At 38.3% G+C, this 23,337-nt stretch carries 18 protein-coding genes; 5 read left to right on the plus strand and 13 right to left on the minus strand.

Annotated features, from left to right (window positions below; translation table 11 throughout):
- Positions 1-12: 12 nt before the first annotated feature.
- Positions 13-3,264, minus strand: a complete 3,252-nt coding sequence (locus ABJH98_RS11040) for a HEAT repeat domain-containing protein (protein ID WP_348307730.1) — start codon at positions 3,262-3,264, stop codon at positions 13-15.
- Between the two features lie 420 nt (positions 3,265-3,684).
- Between ABJH98_RS11040 and pckA the strand changes: the two genes are divergently transcribed.
- Positions 3,685-5,304: a phosphoenolpyruvate carboxykinase (ATP) gene (gene pckA, locus ABJH98_RS11045; protein WP_348307731.1), complete on the plus strand. Its 1,620-nt coding sequence runs from the start codon at positions 3,685-3,687 to the stop codon at positions 5,302-5,304.
- Between the two features lie 55 nt (positions 5,305-5,359).
- Here the strand turns inward: pckA and ABJH98_RS11050 are convergent, their stop codons facing one another.
- The 4 genes from ABJH98_RS11050 to ABJH98_RS11065 form a co-directional block, all read right to left on the minus strand.
- Positions 5,360-6,862: a nucleoside transporter C-terminal domain-containing protein gene (locus ABJH98_RS11050; protein ID WP_348307732.1), complete on the minus strand. Its 1,503-nt coding sequence runs from the start codon at positions 6,860-6,862 to the stop codon at positions 5,360-5,362.
- Between the two features lie 77 nt (positions 6,863-6,939).
- Positions 6,940-7,923 (minus strand): FecR domain-containing protein, encoded by a 984-nt coding sequence (locus tag ABJH98_RS11055; RefSeq protein ID WP_348307733.1) that lies wholly within the window; start codon positions 7,921-7,923, stop codon positions 6,940-6,942.
- A 75-nt stretch (positions 7,924-7,998) separates the two neighbouring features.
- A complete protein-coding gene (locus ABJH98_RS11060) occupies positions 7,999-9,432 on the minus strand; it encodes a carboxypeptidase-like regulatory domain-containing protein (protein WP_348307734.1) in 1,434 nt (477 codons plus the stop codon).
- Positions 9,433-9,447: 15 nt separating this feature from the next.
- A complete protein-coding gene (locus ABJH98_RS11065) occupies positions 9,448-9,996 on the minus strand; it encodes an RNA polymerase sigma-70 factor (protein WP_348307735.1) in 549 nt (182 codons plus the stop codon).
- Positions 9,997-10,144: 148 nt separating this feature from the next.
- Between ABJH98_RS11065 and ABJH98_RS11070 the strand changes: the two genes are divergently transcribed.
- Positions 10,145-11,203 (plus strand): AMP-binding protein, encoded by a 1,059-nt coding sequence (locus ABJH98_RS11070; RefSeq protein WP_348307736.1) that lies wholly within the window; start codon positions 10,145-10,147, stop codon positions 11,201-11,203.
- On the opposite strand, the gene ABJH98_RS11075 is transcribed toward ABJH98_RS11070, so the two are convergent.
- The 7 genes from ABJH98_RS11075 to ABJH98_RS11105 form a co-directional block, all read right to left on the minus strand.
- The gene (locus ABJH98_RS11075; protein ID WP_348307737.1) at positions 11,195-11,956 is read right to left on the minus strand and encodes a type III pantothenate kinase; all 762 of its coding nucleotides are present in this window, start codon (positions 11,954-11,956) and stop codon (positions 11,195-11,197) included. The genes ABJH98_RS11070 and ABJH98_RS11075 overlap by 9 nt on opposite strands.
- Complete coding sequence (locus tag ABJH98_RS11080; RefSeq protein WP_348307738.1) at positions 11,953-12,975, minus strand: zinc-binding dehydrogenase; 1,023 nt, start codon at positions 12,973-12,975, stop codon at positions 11,953-11,955. The genes ABJH98_RS11075 and ABJH98_RS11080 overlap by 4 nt, the downstream gene beginning before the upstream one ends.
- An 88-nt stretch (positions 12,976-13,063) precedes the next feature.
- The gene (locus tag ABJH98_RS11085) at positions 13,064-13,936 is read right to left on the minus strand and encodes a DUF5777 family beta-barrel protein (RefSeq protein WP_348307739.1); all 873 of its coding nucleotides are present in this window, start codon (positions 13,934-13,936) and stop codon (positions 13,064-13,066) included.
- 4 nt (positions 13,937-13,940) lie between these two features.
- Positions 13,941-14,480 carry a YceI family protein gene (locus tag ABJH98_RS11090; RefSeq protein ID WP_348307740.1) on the minus strand — a complete coding sequence of 180 codons (540 nt, stop codon included), beginning with the start codon at positions 14,478-14,480 and terminating at the stop codon, positions 13,941-13,943.
- A 3-nt stretch (positions 14,481-14,483) separates the two neighbouring features.
- On the minus strand, positions 14,484-15,257 hold the full coding sequence (locus ABJH98_RS11095) for a hypothetical protein (protein WP_348307741.1): 774 nt from the start codon (positions 15,255-15,257) through the stop codon (positions 14,484-14,486).
- Between the two features lie 71 nt (positions 15,258-15,328).
- Entirely contained in the window at positions 15,329-16,579 is a 1,251-nt protein-coding gene (locus ABJH98_RS11100) for a DUF819 family protein (protein ID WP_348307742.1), read from the minus strand.
- Positions 16,576-17,232 (minus strand): CoA pyrophosphatase, encoded by a 657-nt coding sequence (locus tag ABJH98_RS11105; protein WP_348307743.1) that lies wholly within the window; start codon positions 17,230-17,232, stop codon positions 16,576-16,578. Before ABJH98_RS11105 ends, ABJH98_RS11100 begins: the two co-directional genes overlap by 4 nt.
- A gap of 92 nt (positions 17,233-17,324) precedes the next feature.
- Here ABJH98_RS11105 and ABJH98_RS11110 point away from each other — a divergent pair, with 92 nt between their 5' ends.
- The 3 genes from ABJH98_RS11110 (at position 17,325) to ABJH98_RS11120 (ending at position 20,868) form a co-directional block, all read left to right on the plus strand.
- Positions 17,325-18,038: a hypothetical protein gene (locus ABJH98_RS11110; protein WP_348307744.1), complete on the plus strand. Its 714-nt coding sequence runs from the start codon at positions 17,325-17,327 to the stop codon at positions 18,036-18,038.
- A gap of 84 nt (positions 18,039-18,122) precedes the next feature.
- Entirely contained in the window at positions 18,123-19,616 is a 1,494-nt protein-coding gene (locus tag ABJH98_RS11115; protein ID WP_348307745.1) for an XRE family transcriptional regulator, read from the plus strand.
- 214 nt (positions 19,617-19,830) lie between these two features.
- A complete protein-coding gene (locus ABJH98_RS11120) occupies positions 19,831-20,868 on the plus strand; it encodes a serine hydrolase domain-containing protein (protein ID WP_348307746.1) in 1,038 nt (345 codons plus the stop codon).
- 24 nt (positions 20,869-20,892) lie between these two features.
- Here the strand turns inward: ABJH98_RS11120 and ABJH98_RS11125 are convergent, their stop codons facing one another.
- The gene (locus tag ABJH98_RS11125) at positions 20,893-23,322 is read right to left on the minus strand and encodes a methyl-accepting chemotaxis protein (protein WP_348307747.1); all 2,430 of its coding nucleotides are present in this window, start codon (positions 23,320-23,322) and stop codon (positions 20,893-20,895) included.
- Positions 23,323-23,337 lie beyond the last annotated feature (15 nt).

Here is a 23,337-nt window from a genome sequence, read left to right on the forward strand (position 1 = left end):
TAGATAGCTGGTTTAATGAAATATAGATTCTACCTCTTCTTCAATTTCGGCTTCATTCACAATGGTCAATATTCCATCTACCATTTCAATGTTTCTAGAGACTGCATCATATAACTCCCCTTTTTCAATAGTTAATAATAGACTTTCAGTATCTGACGTCAATGTGTAAGGACAAACGTCAGAAGATAAGATTAATTTATGACCAATTATATCCTTCTCCACAAGGTTTTTTGTATCCCCATTCTCGTAAGACACTGTTAGTTTTCCTTTAATTACTATATAGACAGGAGCATCTCCTGAATCACCTTCTTCCATGATTACGGTATTCGGTTCTACCATAATCTCATTAAATCGCTTCGCCAAATCCAAAAGTATCACTCCTGGAATATCCATAAATGAAGGTATTTGCTTAAGCAAAATAGCTCTTTCTATTATTAGTAATTTTTGATGGAATTTTTCTTCCGATGACTTAAATACCGGTGGTACAATCGCCTTATCTAATTTTTTCTTTACAGAACTCTTCAATCTTTTAGTATGATATTGATACAAATCAGAATCCAACTTATAGATGACAGCTGCTGCTGTTTGAACCATAGTCTCATCTGGATTGAATAGGTTAGCTAAAAGATCATTGGTGACTTTTTGTCCTCGCATCAATGTCAGCTTATACATAGCCAAGCATTTAGTCCATTTGTTGATATTATTGTAGTCCCGGTTCACAACTTGCAATAGCAAATCGGAATAATCTTCAAAGCTTTCAGGAGGGTAAAAATTATGAAGTTTCTCTAATTTATCTTTTGGATCATCATCATCCAATACAGCTGTAAGCTTCGGACGGAGAATTTCATCCACAAATATTCCCAACATTTCTATACCAAACGATACACTATCTGTTGTACCCACTTCGATGTTGTCTCTTACGAGTTTGATACTTTGTGCATCGTAAATCATGGCCAAAAGCATGAAAAGGTGCTCATGGTTCTTTTTGTTCTCTTCCTCAAATGCCTGAACTACTAACTTGTCAAAAAAGTCATCTCTAGGTATTTCAAGAAGCGCTTTTATGTTCCAGGTTAAATCACTTATCGTGCTTTCAATTGCTAGTTTGATTCTGGCGGCTTGAAAATCCTTTGCATCAAACCCAATATAACTTAATGAAAGTAATAACTCAGAAATGATATTTTTATCAGGAAAATCAATTTTTTTCCAAAGCATTTCTGTTGCCTGTTTCCCACCTACTTTGCCAAAAATCTGCATGGTTCTTATCATGGTATCAAGCTCTTGACCAGTTTTATAAAAAGCTGAGTCAATAGCATGAAACATGGTCTCTCCAGAAGAGATAAGAGCTGAATCTGCCGTATTACTGTAGGCTGGCAGGTGTAAATTTTCTATTAGAATTGACCAAAACTCGGGTCTCTTTAGTTTACCGGCACTCACCATAGCAGCCTTTCTTACTGCTGGATTAATATCTCGTAAGAGTTCGACCAAAAATGGAACAAATTTGTCATCTTCTAACTTGGCTAAAACCCTCGCTGCAAAAACTCTATCTTGGATATCTGTTGACCTTACTAGTTTTTTAATTCCAACTTCAGTCAATTCATAATCCACCATAGCCTTTAGCGTCTTTATGGTTTCGATTCCAATTCTTTTTACCTCATCATCTTCTTCTTTCCTGATTTCTCTAGCAAGAATTTCTAGGGTATTGAAGCTTTTGAGTTCTCCTAATCTTTGATAAGAATAAATCCTTATATTCTTATGTTCGGAACGAATAAAATCTAACAAAGAAAAATCGAGCATAATTGGCTCCATACGCTCAAGCAACTTTAACCCATTCAAAATTCTATTTGCACTCCTTTTTCTAAACTCGTTTTTAATTACATTAACCGTATTATGATCATTTCGAGTACCGGAACCTTTCAGTTTAGATTTCTGATCCTCCAATGTCTTTTTAAGCTCTACTTTATATTCAGCATATAGTTTTCCTGCATAGAAAATAATCAATGCCGCTAATACCATAATAAAATAGGCATAGTGAATGAGCTTAAAAAAGGTCAACGTTCCCAGGGCAATTTGTAGTGCACCTGCAGATAGAACTGCAATTTCATTTACAACTCCTTCGATTCTCGATTGAATATCGAATCGTATTCTCACATCGAAAGGCAAGAAGAATAATTTGAATGCCGGATTTTCCAGTGCATCCTTGAGTGAGGATGTAAATACTTTTCCAACCACTAAGAAAATGAAGAAGAAAAGGAAATCGTCGGTTTTAACATCGTAGACAAACAAATGTCCAGAGAAAATAGCTCCAAGTGTAAAGAGCGCCAGAATTAATGGCATAACCATAAGCGATACACGAAGTCCATATCGCCCAATAATGATATCATTGATAAAACTTTGGATAAGGAAACTAAGCACCATAACTGTACCATTCGTAAATGATAAAAATGTTCTCAACTCCTTTTCATCAGGATACATGATCTCTGTGGCAGAGAAATATACAAAGTTGGCAAAAACTGCAGAAGCCATGGAGAAGACCATAAATATACAGAGGAGTCTCAGATATTTATCTTTAGCTAAATCGACATAAGTAATCTTTCTAACTTTGGCATCTGAAGGTCGGATTTTCGTTGCAGAATCCAAATTAAAGTCTTTTACTATTAGTACTGCAAATACTAATATCCCAAATGCAGCTATAGTAGAAAGTAAGAGCAAATCATGTGTCTCATTAATCAATCCCAAGGCTGAAAGCACTGGAATAGAGAAGAATGCAATCATAGTAGCCACTAACTGGCCGGTATCAATTCCACCAATTATTCTTTTGGCTTGTTTCAAATCCCATATTCTTCCAAACACTCCCCAGAATGAAAGTACTGTTATGGATATCAATGGCATCATCATTACAAAAAGAATAAATGGCAAATAATGAAACCCTAAATGATCGGTCTTATAATCTGTATACCAAAAAGCAATTCTTATGCCTGCAATGAATAGAAACACAATAAAAGCAACAGAAAGTAAAAGCGTAGAAAAGTTAATTTTCTTTTGAAATTGCACATACAACCCCGCACTTATAATACCAAGAAAACCAGAAAGGAAGAATGCTCGTGCCAAATACTGCTCCCCAACAGTGGAGACAAAAAGCGTCTCCCCTCCAACTGTTAAGCTAGCAATCAATACTCCCATAAAAAAGCCCTGACCGAGCAAAAGGAGCATCGGTTTTTCTTCACCTGGCTCACCTCCAAGAAACGCTAAAAATGACTGTAGCAAAGTTTCGAGTTTATTTAAGTTTATTTAATTTTTTAATATAATTTGAATTCCAGCCTATTCCAAAGAAAATTAGATTTTTCCAAGAAATCACTAGAGTCAAATATAACTATATAAAGTTTCAACATAGATGCACTGTTCACCTCTGTTAAACTCCAACCTTGATCCTGAGCCACCGAAATAAAAACCAAACATAATTAAAATAAACCGTACTATGCAAGGAGAAATACGTGTATCAAGTAAAAGAAATCTCCTATTCAATAGGTATTTATACCTACACTAAGATACATTCAATTTTTCCCTCTTATTATCCTATTTTGAATTTGGATTATACTTCGTATAAATATCTTTTCCAAATCATTTTATGCCACCTATAAATCAACTAATTTCGCGTTTAGATAGTTAACCCAAAACTGATTAAACATGCAGCAATATGGATTGATACCAACAACAAACGGTATCGAAACTTCAGGCATTAAAACAGCCGAAAGCATTCACTGGAATCTTACACCTGCCGAACTCGTTGAGGAGGCCATCAAAAACAATGAAGGCCGTATCACGGATACTGGGGCATTGATGTGTGACACTGGAAAATTTACTGGTAGATCACCTAAAGATCGTTTCATTGTAGAGGATGCAAAAACAAAAGACACCGTATGGTGGGGCAATGTCAACATTCCATTCTCTGAGAGTCAATTTGACAATCTTCATCAAAAAATGATTTCCTTTTTGGAAGACAAAAAGCTTTATGTCAGAGATGCTTATGCTGGTGCAGACAAAACCTATAGACTCAATTTAAGAGTAATCAATACGTTGGCATGGCAAAATTTATTTTGCAATAACATGTTTCTTAGACCTGAACAGTATAAACTCAAAGAATTCGACCCAAATTTCACCATAATTTGCGCGCCTGAATTTGAAGCTGATCCCGAAACAGACGGCACACGCCAGAGCAATTTCGCGGTTATTAATCTAACTAAGCGAATAATCCTCATCGGTGGCACAGCTTATGCGGGAGAAATGAAAAAAGGTATTTTCTCAGTATTGAATTATTTGCTTCCACAAGAAAGAGGCGTATTGTCTATGCACTGCTCGGCTAATATTGGCAAAAAAGATCATGATACAGCTATTTTCTTCGGTCTTTCAGGGACTGGTAAAACTACTTTATCGGCAGACCCAAACAGAGGATTGATCGGTGATGACGAACATGGTTGGACAGAAGACAACGTTTTTAATTTCGAAGGCGGATGTTATGCTAAAGTAATTGACCTCACTAGAGAAAAAGAACCTGAGATTTTTGATGCGATCAAGTTTGGTGCGATCGTCGAAAACACAAGGTTCCATGAAAATACAAATACAGTAGATTATGAAAATGTCTCTGTCACAGAAAACACCAGAACTGCATACCCGATTAACCACATATCTAATGCTGTGGTTCCTTCTATCGGAGGTATTCCTAAAAATATATTCTTCTTAACCTGCGATGCATTTGGTGTAATTCCTCCGGTATCAAAAATGACGAAGGGACAAGCTATGTATCACTTCATCTCTGGTTATACGGCCAAAGTTGCAGGTACAGAAGCAGGCATTACAGAGCCTCAAACAGCATTTAGCGCTTGTTTTGGTGCTCCTTTCTTACCTCTTCATCCTACGAAGTATGCGGAGATGCTAGGTGATAAGATGGAGAAATATGATGTGAATGTATGGTTAATCAATACAGGATGGACTGGTGGCCCTTATGGTATTGGTTCTAGAATGAAACTGAAGTACACTAGAGCCATGATTACTGCAGCATTAAATGGAACGCTCGACAATGTTGGATTTAGAACTCACTCTATCTTTGGTGTTCAAATTCCATTGACTTGTCCTGAAGTTCCGTCGGAGGTATTGAGCCCTAGAGAAACTTGGAAAAACGATCAAGGCTATTACAAAAAGGCCAACGATCTCGCTCGACAATTTGTAGAGAACTTTAAAAAATATAGTGAATTTGCAAATGATGAGATTATGTCAGGAGAGCCTGTTCCAAATCCAAAATACGATTAATCAAGATCATAAAAGAAGTAGTGAAGTCCCGAGAAATCGGGGCTTTTTTTGTGCTTTATAAAAGCATCCCCACAATTGTGGCTGAAAGCAAAGAAGCCAATGTACCACCCAATAAGGCTCTTAAACCTAGCTCTGACAGCATAATACGCTTAGTAGGTGCCAATCCTCCAATCCCCCCAATTTGAATACCTATTGAAGCAAAATTTGCAAAACCACATAGCATATAAGTAGACATGATAATAGACTTGGAACTTGCAAAAGCACCTTCGCTCTTTAATTGTGCTAAGCTCTCGTAACCTACAAATTCACTTGCAATCAATTTCTCACCTAACAATCTCCCAACAAGTGTGATGTCTTCAGATGTCACTCCAATCAACCACATTATTGGTGCAAAGGCATAACCAAAGATGAACTCAAAACTCAAATTAGAATAATTGCCATTTGTAGCACTAGAAATTACATCATTCAATCCCAACAAATTACCAATTTCACCTAAGCCGAAATTTATCATCGCCAAAAAAGCAAAAAACACCAATAGCATAGCTCCTATATTTAAAGCAAGTTTTAATCCTTCGGTGGTTCCATTAGACATGGCATCTAATAAGTTGCTTCCCACGTTGACATTACTCACCTCTACTTTTTCTTCGATATTCTCTGTTTGTGGTATTAAGATTTTGGAAATAATTACAGCTCCAGGAGCTGCCATGATCGAAGCAGCCAGAAGATGCTTGGCGAAAATCAATCGTTGCACAGGATCATCACCACCAAGGAAGCCGATATATGCAGCTAATACACCACCAGCAACAGTGGCCATTCCTCCAGTCATTACCAACAGCATTTCAGACTTATTCATCCGATCTAAATAGGCCTTGATCATCAATGGTGCTTCTGTTTGACCTAAAAATATATTACCTGCTACACTCAAGCTTTCTGCTCCGCTTAATTTCAATGCCTTAGTCATTAGCCAAGCTAACGCATACACCACTCGTTGAATGATCCCCAAATAGAACAACACACTTGTGATTGCTGAAAAGAAAATAACTGTTGGAAGAATTTGTAATGCAAACACAAATCCATAGGATTCAATGTCCATAAATCCTCTAAACAAAAACTCACTCCCTATTTTAGTAAAATCTAGAATTTTAGTAAAAATTCTTCCAACTACTTCAAATAACCCTCGCACCAGAGGTATGTGCAAGATCGACAGCGCCAATCCCAATTGAATGATCAGCCCTGCACCGACAACTTTCCATGATATAGCTTTTCTATTAGTGCTAAAAATCCAAGCTATGAATATCAATACTGCCATACCTAATACTCCACGAACTATCGTCCAAATAGATGAAGTATTTTGCTGTTCGTCTTCGACAGTGAGAATATTAGCTTTCTCATTCTCAACACTTTGAATATCACTTGATACAATGTTTACTTCATTGTTATTGATTAATTCAATTGAATCCTGAACTACTAAGACTGAATCAGACTGAATACTAGCAAGCAGATCCGTTCCTCCCGCTAGGGCAAATGATAAAAAAAGTAATGTTGTTAGTTTCTTCATTGTGGGCACAAAAAAATTCCAGCCGGATTGACTGGAATTGCAATATAATAATTTCTAATGCTTAATAAATAATATATTTATTGAACCACGATACATCCCTCTCCGGAGAGATAAAATTCCTTTCTATTTGATTTAGTTAATTCTAAATTAAAAGTTCTACTTAGAATCTCAAGGACAGATTCAATTGGTTGATTGTCAAACTTAGCAGACATCTGACAATTGTAAATTTTCTCATTTGAAACAATAATTTTCACATCATACACTTCTCTTAATGTTTCTAATACAGAACCTAATTCTTGATTGTTGAATTCAATCAGCTTGGTCTTCCATGCTAAATAGTTGTAATCCTCAATGCTCGATTTTTCAAACACAACAGCATCATTAACTAATCGACCTACTTCACCTGCTACTAGTTCTATTTCCTCAGAGCGCTTACTCTCTTTTTTGCTTACAGAAACGCGACCGGTTTTAACAAATACTTCCGTCAATGCGTTTTTCACTTCTGTATTTACTAAGAACGAAGTTCCTAACACTTCAATTTTTGATTGATCTGTGTTTACAATAAAAGGTCTGGATTCATCCCTTTTAATATCAAAAAAAGCTTTTCCTTTTAAGCTTACACTCCGAGTACTACCAACAAATTTTTCGTCATAAGTTAAAATAGAATTCTCACTTAATGTAACTACTGAACCATCAGGAAGGGCAATAATCTCAAGATTATCTGTAGCTTCAATAGCCATCTGTACTTGATCTTTATCAAACACTCCTTGACTATAAAACAATAAGCCTATGGCTAAAACTGCCGCAGCTGCATATTTCAAAAAGGATCCTATACCTGCCTTCTTAGAATTAGGTTGATCCTCATTCAATTCAATCCTATTCATTACCGCATTCAATGCTCCTTTAGCATCAACTTCGACATCCATACTAAACTTCCACGCTCTATGAGACTCCAAAAACTCAGAAGCATTTGCATCACTCTCACATCTCCAATCTTCAATCTTCCGCATCTCCTCAGGAGGGAGATTGCCAGAAAAATATTTTACTAACTGCTCTTCCATATTTACGGTTTATATCGCTTTGTTAACAAGTCATATAAATACAACCCCTATTCAAAGACTTGACAAATTTAATCATCACGGCTCATATTCAAAAGGCATGTACTCTGCCACCCTTTCCCATGACCAATAACCATAAGTAGTGACTGCTAATGGTTCATTAAAAAAACCTTTTGAATTAATGGTTACTACAGGTAAGTTCAATTTTATGAATGATAATTGACCAATGTTTCTACTTTGAGAACTGCTTGAAAAATTAAATCCTCCAGATTCTGCAACAGCATCTCTGGATTGTTCAAATACATATGCAGGACTTTCATATTCTTTAGTGTAAATCACCATGAGATATTTGGTAAATTTCAAAGTATTGTCAAAAGCAAATTTATCTCTATTCGCATGCAACTGGGCAGGCAATTCAAAATATGAATTATTAATCGTACTTGGAAGCTCATCAACTTCATCAATTACAAACCCCTCCTTTTTCAATTTATCATTGGTTAATGATCTTAAAAAGTGCGTCATGGATCCTTTATAACTCTTTTGTCTATTTTTAATTACCCGTTTTCTTTCTGAATTGCTATTTACTGGAAGCTCTTCAAAATTAGAAACACCTAAAAGTCGTGTGACTTTGGAGGTATGTTCAAATAACTCAAGAATGTAATTAATACGATATCCAAGGGCCAAATTTTCAATTATTAATGGCTGATCTGCTGTTGCTTTCAATTCGCCAGATTCACGATCATAATCAATTTCTAAAACTTCAGAATTCAAAATACTACACTTGCTAGCATTCTGACTATTTCCAAAAAATTTCTCCTCAAAAATTTTATAGCCTCGTTGCCAGTTTTTCTGAGCATCACTATTGGCTACAATTTCTACGTCTTCAAGCTGAGTGGTCTTAGACTCAAGTTTAATTGGAATATGTACAAATTGTTGATCTCCTTCTAATGTCACCAAAGTATGAGCCAAATTATAAACAATGTGAGAAAAAACAATCTCGTACCGGCCTGGCACTAGTCCCTTTATTTCAAAATTTCCATTGATATCAGTCGAGCTACCTTTGAGTGTACCTGCAACATATACATTGATACCTGGAATCGGCTCATTTGTTTGTGAGTCTCTTACGTTACCTCTTATGTTGACCTTTTCAAAGAAATACTGAGTGGTCGTAGTTTGGGCGCTTTTGAAAAGAATGATCTGTCCATTGATAATGGTATATTCAACTCCTGTTCCAATCAATAATTGATGTAAGACTTGCTCCAGATTAGTATCATCGTAAGCAATGGTAAATCGTTGACGCTCATCTATGATGTCAGAACTGTAAGAAAAGAAGACGTTCGTTTTGTAACTGACGTAGTTCAATGCACTATCTATGGTTACTTCTCTTAAATTGATCTGAAGTTTTTTGTTTAATACTCCTTTTTTCTGACCAAAACATGTATTAGATAGTAATATCAGACTTATCACTATTGGCAGTGCATAACATAACAAGTTTGTCAGGCGTCTGATCATTTTATTTTGAGGTACCTATCGTTTGAATTCTTTCAGGCTTTCGCGCAATACTCGCAAGGCTTTTCCCATCTGAACTTCAATAGTCTTAATGGATAATCCCATATGGTCTGCGATTTCCTGATATTTTAATCCCTCAAATCTACTCAGTTTAAATATTTTTTGGCACTGTGGCGGCAATTCATCTATGGCTTTGTATATCTCAGCTTGAATATTTTTTTCCTCATCCGCCTCATATTTCACATCTTCATAATGCTCCATTTGATCTATCACGTGCTGACGATAGGAATCTCGCACCTTAAGGTGTTTAATGTGATTAAGGCAAGTATTATGAACCGATCGGTATAAATAAGATTTGAGCGAAGAATCTTCGGCAATCGTGTCGCATTTCTCCCAAAATTTCACAAAAACATCCTGTACAATTTCTTCAGCCTCTTCGTATTCGTCCAAAAATCTAAAAGCATAATTACAAAGTGCTTTGTAGTATTCATTAAAAACGATTTCGAAAGCCTCCTTTTCCTTATTTATTATTCTCTTAACGAGTAGATTGACCTGGTTATCTAACATTCTTTAATTTCCCAAACCCAATAAGTATAGAGTTTATGTTGCAATTTCAAACATAATACATTCTTTACGGATATAAAATTATCAAGATTGGTAATGGTTTTTTTTTGATATTTGACGGAATTAAAATTACTACTTATACTGCCTACAGATGAAAATAGTTTTTGAGCGGTCTGATTACCATTTGGATAGACTAGATGAATGGCTAACTAAATACCCAAAAGCAACCAAGCTCATTGATTTTATCACTCAGTGGCAGCATAATCATGACACCTTTCAATTCCAAACGTCGGGATCTACGGGCGTTCCTAAATCTATTGATGTCAGCCGTAGTCAAATAGTTGCAAGCGCGAGTGCAACAATTGAATTTTTACAACTAAAAAAATCAGATACTGCTTTAATATGTTTGGAGCCAAACTTCGTCGCCTCCCTGATGATGGCTGCTAGGTGTTTGGCCAATGACATGGATTTGATAGTTCAAAAACCAAGTTCCAATCCATTGAAGACACTCAAAGAACCTATTGATTTTGCCTCTTTTGTTCCAGTACAGATTTACAAAATGATTGAAGATGGGACCATACATCAACTGAAAAGTATTGAAAACATTCTGATTGGAGGAGCGCCCTTAACTTCTTCGGCATTTGAGCAATTGTCGAACATAGACACAAACATCTATGCCACTTATGGTATGACAGAAACAGTCAGCCATATTGCATTGATGCCAATCAAAGGAAAATTTATTGAAGCTGAATATCAGGCTTTACCAGGAATCTTCTTGAAACAAGATGACGCAGATTGTCTAATGATTCAAGGAGCGGTGACCAATAACGAGTGGCTCCAAACCAATGATATTGTTGAATTGACTGATTCTAACAAGTTTCGTTGGTTGGGCCGTAGAGATCACGTCATTAACTCTGGCGGAATCAAAATTCACCCTGAGCAATTGGAAAAAATTATTGAAGGATTCATCGATTCCGATTTCATCATTAGCTGGAAAGCTAATGACAAACTAGGTAGTGAGTGTATAATTATTACAGAAGGCCAACCATTGCAGGAAAATAAGCTGCATGAAATTCAACAAGTCATTAGCATTAAGTTTTCAAAAAAGCACATTCCTAAACAGGCGCTAGCTGTGAAATCATTTGAGCGAACCGATTCAGGGAAAATTAAACGAGAAGAAACGCGAAAACAAACACTCGAATTACGCTAGTCGTTTCAGAATCATCCTGAGACCATCCAGGGTAAGGTTCACGTCCATCGCATCAAATAGATCATGTAGTGGCTTAAAAACAAAGGACAATCCTCCTGTAGCGATCACTTTTGGACTTCCTCCCATTTCTATTTTAACCTGCTGAACCATATGACGAACCAGCCCCACATATCCTTGCATAATACCTCCTTGCAAAGCTTCCACTGTATTATTTCCTAAAACTTTTGATGGTATCTCTAGAGGAATTTCTGGCAATCGAGCGGTGTTTGATGACAGTGATTTCATGGCGGTACGAACACCAGGAGCAATCGCCACTCCAAGTATTTGCCCTTGATCATTCACACTAGTAAAAGTAAGTGCTGTTCCAAAGTCAACAATAATAACACCTTGCTGAAAACGCTCAAAAGCGCCTACAGCATTCGCTGCCAAGTCTGACCCTAGTTCAAAAGGATTGATATTCCCCAATTCCAGTCTTGTAAGTAATACCCCATCTACTATAGTGATGTTTCCTTCATAAAACTGATTGAACACTTCTAAAATAACAGGCGTAAGATCCGGCACCACACTACTCAATATCACTTGTCGAATGGTAGGCAAAGGAACACCTTCTTCAAGTAGGAATGCTCTCAGACGTTTTTCATATTCGGCCGCTTCCATTTCTAGATTACTGGGTACTCTAAAGATATGTTTCCATTCTTGATCATAGAAACCCACTACAACATCTGTATTCCCTATATCTATAGCTATTGTCATGCCTTTGTTTTCACTACTACTTTGCCTGTTGATTTTCCACTTTGAAATAATTTGATGGCATCATGCAGCTGATCAAATTCGAAAGTCTGTCCAACCATGGGTTTACCCAAATCGAGTTTAGCCATGTCCTTCAAGAGATCATCCATGACATCTACTTTTTCATAGAGCCAAATCAAATTGAAACCCATGACGGATCGATTCTCTTGAATCATCTGCTGTGGATCGATTTTAGGTCTTGTGAGAAATTTCCAGAGGAGTTTGATGTAATTCGGCTTGGAGCCCGGCGAGGCAAACTGTGAAGCACCTACTACTACCATTCTGCCTTGTGGGGCTAGCAAGTTGTATCCTGCTTTAAAAATTTCACCTCCTATAGTCTCAATGATAAGATTTAATTCGCGCCCGTTGAGTGTTTTTTCTAAATCCTTAGCAAAGTTTTTGCTTCGGACAATCTTGCCGTCAAAGCCTTCTGCTTCCAGTACGTTCATTTTTTTGTCACTACCAATCGTGCCAATGGTAAATGCATCATAACATTTGGCAATACGATTGGACATAATGCCAACTCCTCCCGCTCCACTGTGAATGAGAACGGCATGATTCTTTTGCAATCCGCCTAAAAATACCAACGCATAATAGGCAGTCATCCCTTGCACCAGATAAGCGGCGCCTTCTTCAAACGACCAATCATCAGCCAATGGCACAATATGCCGATCATCGATATTGAGATGGCTGGCGTAACCACCAAATCGGGTCACACCCATAATTCGATCGCCCACCTTGTAATTCGATACTTCTGCCCCAGCTTTTGTGATTACTCCTGAAAACTCCAGCCCAGGTACAAAACTGCCTTTTGGCGTGGCACTATAAAGGCCATGAATGGCAAAAACATCAGCAAAATTCAACCCTATCGCATGCACCTCCACCTGCACTTCATTTGCTTGTGGTTCTTCTAATGATTCAGTGACTAGTTTGAGGTTTGATGTTGAGCCGACTTTGTCGATCCGATAGGCTTGTCTTTCCATATTTGATATCCGTTTTAAAGAAGGTCAAAGATTGGGAAAAAATATGAAACCTATGAGGTTTTGAAAACCTTATAAGTTTATCAAATTTTTACTTTTTTGGAGTTAAATCAAAGACCCTTGAGATATTGAATCCGAGGTGAATATCTCCATCACTCCAGTTTCCTGTGGTTTCGGAAATGAATCCTTGCTCAATCATAGATCTGGAATTGGTGATATGAAGCTGGAAAACGTGACCGCCAGTTTCGATATCTACACCAAAGGAAAGAGCATTGGTAACCTCTGGACCTTTTTCAGTCACTTGAGGAAACCACTCTGCATTGATAGCTACTCGTTTGCTAATTTTATATCGTCCGCCTACACCTAAGGCTATCACATCATTGGGGTACTCGTCTGATGGCACCAGATTACGATGGATATATGTGGGCATCAGTTGCAATGAAAGGTTCGTGTTCATTTTGCGTGAAGCTAGTAATTGAAAGGTCGAATACAATCGATCACTAAACGGATGATCAACTGTAGGGTCACTAAATGCGCCATCGCCTGTTTTAATAGCCAAACTGGTAAAGGCAACAAGTGAGACAGGCATCGACTTTTCGCCCGTCTGCTGTATGAGAATCTTATATTTCAACGAGCCATCCACTATTTTTTGAAAAGACGAGCGGCCAATACCCACATTCAATCGATCCGTGATTCCATAATCTAAACCCAGACGAATAAAAGCATCATCCAATCCATAAAACTGCTCAATGCCTTGATTGACCCTACCAAAGCGGTGAGAAATCACAAAGTCCAAAATGCCAGCAGAGCGCATCTCAGTGGTCTGACCACTGATGAGTCTCGTACTTTTGAATGTTGCCTCGACTTCCTGACTTCCTTCTTCGTCATTCAACAATGACATCAAATCATCCTGAGCAAAGCCCGATAAGGAACAAAAAAGTAAAATAACAGTTAAGCGTCTCATGAGTTTATTTGGTTAAAGGTTTGTATTCGAAGTGTACCGTGACTTGAACGGTATCTGCGATGTTATAAAACAAAGCTTTCGGAATTTTAATCTTGTACTCAGCCAAGGCAATTGGAAATACGCCATCCACTATCAATTGATCATTTTGAATATTCAATTTCGCTGGGATATCCACTTTTTTGGTCACGCCATGAATGGTCAAATCACCTGAGGCTACCACTTCTTTTTCTCCTGAAAAAAGCATCCAATTTTTCAGCTTTCCGATAAAAGTTGATTTAGGATATTTTTCAGACTCCATATAGTTTTCATTGAAATGCTCCTGCATGAGTGACTTCTTAAACTCAAATTGATTGTTGGGCACAGCAAACGCAAATCCCCCATTGGACAGATCTATGGCACTTTGTGATTGAGAATTGACAGCCTCTATATCTTCGACAGGAGCACTTGAGTAGAAATGAACATTGCTATGATGGCTTATATATTTTTGAGCGAAAGTCGAAAAACAGCAAAAGACAACCAATAATATAGTAGCTGATATTTTCATGGTTTAGTTGTTTGGTGCCCCATCATCTATCCAGCAGACAATCGCCTGAATCTCAGCATTTGACAACGACCCCTCTTTTGGCATAACCTTACTTTGTACTTGTGATTTGATTGAGCTGGCTCTGGCTTGTACTGTACTGAAATTGGTAAAATCTGATATTCCATTGCCACTTCTGTGACATTCACTTGTTGTACAATTAGAATTCATGATGGGCTCAATGTTAGATTTATAGCTGATACCTGAGGTTACTTTTATCCCTTTCATATTAATACACCCTGCTCCATCACGCACACTGATTTGATAGGTACCCACTTCTAATCCTGAAAATGAATTAATGTCAGCGAAATTACCATCCTCAAAGCGGTATTGGTAGTCGCCCTCTCCTCCACTCGCTGTCACTGTAATCGTACCAGCCGAAGAACCGCAGCCTGCCTCGGAAGTTTCAGTCTGAAAAGAAACCGTATTTTCATCTCCTGACACAAACACCTCCAATGCGGCTTCACAACCATTAGCATCTTTAACTTCTGCCAAGAAAGGACCACCCAATGGTACACCATCAAAATCTGTCAAATCTTGATATGGTGAACCGAAAAAACGATAAAGATAAGGGCCATCTCCCCCGCTTGCATCAAGCGTAATGGTAGCGCCATCATTACAATCCGCATTTTCATTGCCAGAAACGGAAAGTTCCAAATCAGAAACATCACAGTTGACCTCCTGATTATCGTTGCATGCAAACCCTATGATTGATATCAATATTAAAACCCTTAGTCTCATATTTTAATAACATTCAATACATGTACATACACGTATGTATGAAGAAAAGTTCTTTTAAGTTTTCTTAAAAACTAGCTCCCAGAAGCAGCTTGCATCAAAAGACCACAGATATATGCGGCATAAGTGCCCAACGTATAACCTAAAACTGCTAATAGAACTCCGACCGGTGCTAAAGAAGGATGAAAAGCTGCTGCCACTACGGGTGCAGAGGCTGCTCCTCCTACATTGGCTTGACTTCCTACAGCCACAAAGAAGAAAGGTGCTTTGATCAGCTTGGCTACACCCAACAATAAGGCCACATGAACCAACATCCAAATGATACCCACTAAAAATAACCCAGGAGATTCAAAAATCGCCATCACATCCATGTGCATGCCAATGGTAGCAATAAGAATGTAAATGAAAGCACTGCCAACTCTGGTGGAACCTACACCTTCGAGGTTTCTATATTTTGTAAAAGACAAACTCAATCCTATAGCTGTTGCGATGACGACAAGCCAGAAAAAGCCACTGGTCAGACTGTACTCCTCCATCGCAGGATAGTTGGCTTGGATATATGGAGCTATGATATCACTTAGAAAATGAGCTGCTCCAGTTGCACCACAGGCAATCGCTAAAATCAACATCAGATCAGGCAGTGCTGGCATTTTGGCAATACTGGCACTATATTCTTCAATTCTGGTCTTTACATCATCAATAGCCGAAGAATCAGCATTAAACATCTTATCGACCATTTTTGATTTACCTGCGCCAATCAGGATCACCGCCATCCAGACGTTAGCCACTAAAATATCAACAGTCACCATTTTTGAGAAAATAACATCACTCACTTCAAAAACTTCTTTCATTGCCGCCTGATTCGCACTGCCACCGATCCAGCTTCCGGCTACAGTCGTCATGCCTCTCCAAACTTCATCAGCAGTGGCGCCAATCACATCTGGCGCGATCCACCCAATCACCAAAAGCGCAATAGGTCCTCCTATCACGATACCTACAGTACCAGTCAAAAACATAATGATTGCTTTTGAGCCAAGTTTTTTAATTTCTTTAAAATCAGTGCTTAAAGTCAGCAATACCAAAGCGGCAGGTAACATATAGCGTGAAGCCACGAAGTATAATTTAGACCCACTTCCGTCTATTATTCCCATTGAGTTGAAAACTGATGGCAAAAAGTAACACACCAACACTGAGGGAAAAATGCCATAAAATTTCTTCCAGAAAGGATGAGAAGAGGCGTTGGTTTTGAATACTATACCTAGTAGCAACATCAAAAGTCCAAAGACCACGGCATCGTTGGTGATCATAGCTGTAGATTCGTTCATTTTTTACTGTTTATGTTGTGAATAATGGTAGCAAATTCGTTGAGAATCATAGCTGTGGCTCCCCACACGACCCTATCTTCAATATCAAAATAAGGCACATCTACATTGATTCCACTGTAAAAAGTCATTTGCTTTTGTTTTCTTTTTGTTTTGTCATTTAAGACATTGATATCCGCTATGACCAGTTCTTCCACTTCCTTTTCCTCAAGTATAAATTGTGGAACCTCAGATAGCAAACCAATCACTGGAAGAATATTGAAATTACTGGGCGGTACATAGAGTTCTGAAAGTTGACCAACTACTTCGACCTGATGCATTGATACGCCCACTTCTTCATGCGTTTCACGAAGGGCAGTTTGAATCAGGTTCTGATCCTCCTCTTCAAATTTACCACCAGGAAGTGCGATCTGACCACTATGAACACCAGGATATTGAGGTCTAACGATTAGAGGAAATTTGATTCTCCCCTCTTCATGATAAAGCAAAACCATGACCGCACTTTGTCGGGCTTTCTTTGCACTTTCCTTGTCAAACCGTTGGGAGACATCTGGCAATGGCGCCATCCCAACTTGTGCTTGCATACCTAAGGGTTCTGCTTGTAAGGCTAATTTCAGTGCCTCTTTAAATGTCTGCCAGTTACTACTATCAATCAACTTTAGGGTATTTATCCAATTCAAAAAATAATTGTGGACTAACAAACATATCAAGATAATTATTAACTTAGTTCTACATCATTAAAAACCTTATGAGTGAACTTCCCTCCTATGTCAGTGGCGTATTTTTAGCCACTGTCGCAACCACCTTTGGGTTCCTTTATTATGGTATTAAATTAGCCCAAAAGAACAAAACAAGTAATCACGCAGTTGTAGTCTCAACTTTTCTTATGACTTGGCTATTTATCATAGCACTGCTGGCTCTATATGACTTTTTCTTGGTTTTCGATGCGATGCCACCGAGACTGATTTTTGTTCTTTCACCACCAATTATTACAATTCTGGCAGTTCTTTCGATCAAGCGGTCACGAAATTTTGTACTCCGAATTCCCATCACTACACTCACCTATTTACATATTGTTCGTGTACCAATCGAGATCGTTTTGTGGTGGCTGGCCGGGAGTCAACTTCTTCCCTATTTACTCACCTTTGAGGGGATTAATTATGATATCCTTTCGGGAATTACAGCTCCTTTCGTTGCTATTTTTATGGTTGGGCTCAGAAGCAAAAGCAGAATTGGAGCCATTCTTTGGAATCTCATCACCCTCGGCTTGTTAATCAACATTGTAAGTCATGCCATATTAGCGGCTCCCACGCCATTTCAAGTATTTGGAATGGATCAGCCCAATGTTGCCGTATTCTATTTTCCTTTTATCTGGTTGCCAAGTTTTGTGGTTCCAGCTGTCCTTTTTTCGCATTTGGTGAGCTTGATCAAATTATTAGACAAAGATTCTGATCTCATCTGATCATTGATGTATTTGAATTTTATGATGAAATTTTAAAGGTAAGTGGAAGCAGACTAAAATTTCTGCTTATTTTGAAGTCTCATTATGGCATTGAACAAAGAATACGTCAAACTCATTTTTGGTATTAAGCTGAGACAACTGAGACAAAATCATCAGTTATCTCTTCAGCAACTTTCAGATCTATCTGGAATTTCTATTTCCTACTTGAATGAGATTGAAAAAGGTAAAAAATATCCTAAATCAGAGAAACTCATTGCGCTTGCCGATGCACTCAAAGTAAAACCTACAGAATTAAAATCTGAGATTTTGAATAAGAAACTGGCTCCAGTTTCTCGATTGCTACACTCTGGAATCTTATCCGAATTGCCTTTAGATTTATTTGGATTGGAGCTATCCAGATTGCTTGACTTACTCTCTAATGCACCTTCCAAGCTCAACGCCTTCATTGGCACTCTACTGGAAGTCAGTCGAAATTATGACGTACGGGTTGAAACTTTCTATTTCTCTGTATTACGCTCCTATCAAGAAATCCATGAAAACTTCTTTCCAGAGATAGAAGAAGCAGCCGAACAGTTTTCTGAAGAAGTTAGGCTATTGGCGGGTAAATATATCCCGGAAACAGAATTCGAAGATTATCTAAGTGAGAAGTACAACTATAAGCTAATCAACAACGACTTTACTGAGCATTCATCACTTAGTGACTTGCGTAGTGTAATGATCCAGGAGAAACGCAGAAAAAAACTGGTACTCAATAGCGAATTAAGCCAACGCCAGCGTGCCTTTTATCTGGCCAAGGAAGTCGGATTTAATTACCTCAAATTCAAGCAAAGAAATACGACTACTCCCTGGGTGAAAATTGACAATTTTGATCAGGTACTCAATGACTTCAAAGCTTCCTATTTCGCCACGGCTGTTTTAATCAATCGCAAAAACTTCCTTCAAGATCTTCAGGACTTTTTCTCCAGTGAACAATGGAATCAGAATATTCTCATAGATACCATGCGCCATTATAACACCACACCTGAAATGGTGCTCCAGCGCATGACTAATTTGCTGCCTGAGTATTTCGGTTTCAATGAATTGTTCTTTTTTAAGTTCAATCACAGACCTGGCACTGATCATTATCACTTGGGTAAGGAGATGCATTTGTCGCGAACCAATCAGCCCAGAGGCACTACGCTACAAGAGCATTTTTGTAGGAGATGGAAATTCATCACCATGCTCGATGAACTAGAAGAAATCCATAAAACCAAACCAGGAGAGATCATAGGTGGTGCTCAAATCGCCCGATACATAGATACAGGCGAAGAGTTTTTGCTCCTGTCTCTTGCTAAACCGTTCACGCCTACCAAGGGTATGAACAACAGCTTGTCTCTGGGCATCAAGCTGGATGACAAAGTCAGAAAAACGATCAAATTCTTAGGCGACACGGCCATCAAAACCCAGCTCGTCAACGACACCTGCGAGCGCTGCATGGCCCAAAACTGCAAAGTACGCGCTTCTCCACCCTACGTCTACGAACGATTAAAAAAAGAGGAAGAAAGAAAGGAAATATTGAGCAGTTTTAATCCCAAATAGCTGTTCAACGCATCCATTGTTATTTTTTTTCGGGAACTGTAAAGTAGATGAAAGGTGAATGACGGCTATATTTTGAACTTTTATTAATAATTTCGAGAGATAATGGTCATCACCTGAAGGCATCCCTTTGGAATTAGGGTTGTTTACAAATTGATACACTAACTCCGCATTTAATTCCTTAATTTAAAAACGAAGAGCGTCACGAATCCAAACCATGAAAACCACAAAAACAAAACTCATTCTTAGAATTGTCTTGCTCGTTGGAACCATTACTTCCCTGTTCTTTGTACCTTGGATTTTGGTAAAGGCGTGGATCATACCGCTCCCTGATACGGTTCAAGAACAACTGGATGAAGCGATTGGTTATGGATTTGATGGGATGATTGTATATGTGGATGAAGGAGGAAAAGCGCCTGATTTTTATGCCGCAGGATGGAAAAATAGGGAAAACAAAATACCTGCCGACCCACATGCTTTATTCAAAATTGGCAGTATCAGTAAGTTGTATCATGCGGTGGCGATCACCAAATTAGTCAACAGCGATCGTCTGTCCTTAGACAAAACGCTGGCTGATTATTTTCCAGAATTAGTAGGGAGAATTGAATATGCAGACCAAATTACCTTGAGGATGATGGTGCAGCATCGGAGTGGTATGCCCAGTTTCACTGAGTTTCCTAATTATTGGGAAAACCCACCTGACACAAATAAAGAGAGACTGGAACTTGCGCTGGATTTGCCAGCCAATTTTGAACCAGATACAGACTATGAATACTGCAACACCAATTATTTGCTGCTTTCAGAGCTCATTAAAAAAACGGTAGGTTACAACCACCAACAATATATCAAAGAGAGTATTTTGATCCCCCTTGAGCTAAACAACACTTTCGGTTCATTGAGTGAAGTAAATATTGATGATGTGATGAGTGGTTATTATGTTGGGTATGAAGAAGATATCAAAACGAACGACTACGGGGCGATGCTAGCGACAGCTGAGGATGTGGGAATATTCTTACGGGCATTAAATGATGGCTCAGTGTTCAATGAGGGAGGACAGGAAATCTATGCCTCTATCTATGTTTACGAACATGGTGGCCTGATTCCGGGCTATCAGTGTCTTGCCGAATACCATGAAGAAATCGACACCATTGTTGTTCAATTTATCAATACCACTGATTTTAACGGATACGAATGGAATTTATCCCAAATTATCATGAACCGCATAGAGAAGATATTGAGAAACCAAAAAGACTAATAAATAATACGTCTCGATTGACCATCACATATCCAAAATCAGCTCCTCTCGCTGATTCTTTAGTTCTTCTTTAAAATCACGATTGTTGCCAATTGAAGTACTTTGTGCGGAACGAAGTACAAACTTACCTACCTCTTCATGCAATACGCTTGCCACCGTGGAAAGCTGTCCAGACTTGGATCGAAACACTTCCATGCCAGAGCGAAGGTCAGTAGCCGAAGCAGCCATTTCTTCGGTGCCAGCAGCACTCTGTTCTGCAATTACCACAATACTTTCTGTAATCTTCGCGATCTCCTTGATCTCCAATTTGCGGTGTTTGGTCGCACTTAATATTTCTTCTGAAAGTTTCAGTGTCTCTTGTGAGGACTCCGCCATATGTACAAATACCTCCCGTGCTTTTGACGATGTACTTTCACCAGCGGAAACAGTCAAATTCATTTCTTCAATCGCTTGAGAGGCAGCGTTCGTTCCGTCTTGAACATCTCTGACCAATTTTTCGATTTCACGAACAGAAGATCTGGATCCATCAGCGAGTTTTCGAATTTCCTCAGCAACTACAGCAAACCCACGTCCAGCATCTCCAGCCTGAGCTGCTTCTATGCTTGCATTAAGCGCCAATAAATTAGTTTGCGTTGCGATTTCGTTAATTAAGCCCAACACCCCTGTGATTTCCTTGGATCGTTCTTTTAGAGTTTTGACCGTCCCTGACGTTTTTTCGGTCAACTGAATAATTGACGACATGTTTTCCTCTACATTTTTCACCATGTCAACGCCTTGTTTGCTATTGTTCACTCCATTCTGAGCCGAATGATGAATTCGCTCAGATCGTGTTCCCATATCATCAATAGAGCTCAAAATACTATCTACAAGAACAGAAGATTCATCTACTTTTACTACTTGATTCTGTGCGCCTTGACTCATTTGACTAGTTGCACTAGCAATTTCATTCATATTCAGATTCATCTCATCGCTACTTCGATTCATTTCAGTAGTTGAATCATTCACAATTTCGGCATTGAATGAAATTTTTGCTAGTAGGTCGTTTATTCCGTCTAGCGCCGAATTTAAATTTTCTGATAAAATTTTGATTTCACCCTTCGCCCCTTCATCATACCTTAGGGTTAGATCACCTTTAGACATGGCTTTGGCAATTCTGTCCATTGTGTGTATCGGCGTTGAAAAAGTTTCTAATAATTCATTAATCGATTCACTTAGGTTACGCCAAAACCCTTCTTTATTCGATAAATTTATTCTACCACCAAGCTCACCTCGTTCACTTGCAGAAGCCACCACGTCATTTATCTGATGAACTACTGTGGATAGATTTTGACTCATATACAGTAGGCTTTGCCCTAGAATATCATTCTTTCCAAGTAAATCAAGTTTAGCGTTAAATCGCCCTTCTCCTATGGATTCTGCAAATGCCGTCTTATCCTTTAAACCACTAGTCAATACATTTAATGCTTCATGGGCCTGTCCAAGTTCGTCTCGAGCATTTACTTTTTCCTCTTTAGGGAACCCTCCATTGGCCAAAGTCAGTGCATTTGCTTTAATCCTATTTATATTTCGAGTGATCTTATTAATATGATAGGTCAAAATAATTACACCAGTTATTAATATTAAGGTAAATAGGATAACAAGAGCCCAAGAGCTTTTATTGATCTCAGCGGCTATATGTTTGTTGTTGGATGCCACAATATCATCCACATAGGGAGTAAATTGATGAATGGCTTCTCTCAATTTTCCGTGTAATCCGTCCTTTTCACTTAGTCCTATTTTTTGCTGGATTGCTACTACTCTTTTGAAACCAGCTTCATACCGATCCAATTTCTCAATTATCTCCTGTTTCATAGATTCACTGCCTCCAATCTGTGCTAAATGGGTTTTAAAATCTACAATTCCTTGTTTAAATTTATCCTGGTACTTCAAGTCTTTTCTTAGGAAAAAGTCCTTTTCGTGTCGACGGAGCATGAGCATATAATATTTGTCGTATGCGAAGTCAGAATCCTCCACCTCATGAATAGCCTGCCTCAACCGTCCTTCTAGTCCATGATCCTTAAAACCTTTTTCTTTGATCATTTCTGCTAAAGAGCTAATTGCATATGCGTAATTTTTTAATAGCATTTGCATGCTGTCAATTTTTACAGGTTCAATTCTATGGTTAAGCCTCAAACTATCTGTTTGTTCAAGTAATTGAGCTACCAAACCATTGAGTCCAGAAAGGTAGCTACTTTGACCTTTTGTAATGAAATCAACATTTTTGTAGTCTCTAACAAGAAAATCCTTTTCGTGTTTTCTCATTTCCAATACTCGAACTTGAATGTTTTGCAATGACTCTTTTACCTCATGTAAGTTTCGGATGTTTTGAAAAGTAACATAGGTCCAAACTCCAAAAATTAATGTCAACGCATAGGGAATGAGGAATTTCCCTGAGAGCCCTCTGAATAAATCCATAACCTGTTAGCAAAT

Origin of the sequence: Reichenbachiella sp., assembly GCF_039969095.1 — a bacterium.
GTDB lineage: Bacteria > Bacteroidota > Bacteroidia > Cytophagales > Cyclobacteriaceae > Reichenbachiella.

What these genes read in the sequence shown, in the direction of transcription:
- ABJH98_RS11090 (WP_348307740.1), bottom strand. Translation starts at nt 14,480, where the DNA reads ATGAAAATATCAGCTACTATATTATTGGTTGTCTTTTGCTGTTTTTCG.
- ABJH98_RS11100 (WP_348307742.1), bottom strand. Translation starts at nt 16,579, where the DNA reads ATGAACGAATCTACAGCTATGATCACCAACGATGCCGTGGTCTTTGGA.
- ABJH98_RS11125 (WP_348307747.1), bottom strand. Translation starts at nt 23,322, where the DNA reads ATGGATTTATTCAGAGGGCTCTCAGGGAAATTCCTCATTCCCTATGCG.
- ABJH98_RS11050 (WP_348307732.1), bottom strand. Translation starts at nt 6,862, where the DNA reads ATGAAGAAACTAACAACATTACTTTTTTTATCATTTGCCCTAGCGGGA.
- ABJH98_RS11080 (WP_348307738.1), bottom strand. Translation starts at nt 12,975, where the DNA reads ATGGAAAGACAAGCCTATCGGATCGACAAAGTCGGCTCAACATCAAAC.
- ABJH98_RS11085 (WP_348307739.1), bottom strand. Translation starts at nt 13,936, where the DNA reads ATGAGACGCTTAACTGTTATTTTACTTTTTTGTTCCTTATCGGGCTTT.
- ABJH98_RS11110 (WP_348307744.1), top strand. Translation starts at nt 17,325, where the DNA reads ATGAGTGAACTTCCCTCCTATGTCAGTGGCGTATTTTTAGCCACTGTC.
- ABJH98_RS11070 (WP_348307736.1), top strand. Translation starts at nt 10,145, where the DNA reads ATGAAAATAGTTTTTGAGCGGTCTGATTACCATTTGGATAGACTAGAT.
- ABJH98_RS11075 (WP_348307737.1), bottom strand. Translation starts at nt 11,956, where the DNA reads ATGACAATAGCTATAGATATAGGGAATACAGATGTTGTAGTGGGTTTC.
- pckA (WP_348307731.1), top strand. Translation starts at nt 3,685, where the DNA reads ATGCAGCAATATGGATTGATACCAACAACAAACGGTATCGAAACTTCA.
- ABJH98_RS11115 (WP_348307745.1), top strand. Translation starts at nt 18,123, where the DNA reads ATGGCATTGAACAAAGAATACGTCAAACTCATTTTTGGTATTAAGCTG.
- ABJH98_RS11055 (WP_348307733.1), bottom strand. Translation starts at nt 7,923, where the DNA reads ATGGAAGAGCAGTTAGTAAAATATTTTTCTGGCAATCTCCCTCCTGAG.
- ABJH98_RS11120 (WP_348307746.1), top strand. Translation starts at nt 19,831, where the DNA reads ATGAAAACCACAAAAACAAAACTCATTCTTAGAATTGTCTTGCTCGTT.
- ABJH98_RS11065 (WP_348307735.1), bottom strand. Translation starts at nt 9,996, where the DNA reads ATGTTAGATAACCAGGTCAATCTACTCGTTAAGAGAATAATAAATAAG.
- ABJH98_RS11060 (WP_348307734.1), bottom strand. Translation starts at nt 9,432, where the DNA reads ATGATCAGACGCCTGACAAACTTGTTATGTTATGCACTGCCAATAGTG.
- ABJH98_RS11095 (WP_348307741.1), bottom strand. Translation starts at nt 15,257, where the DNA reads ATGAGACTAAGGGTTTTAATATTGATATCAATCATAGGGTTTGCATGC.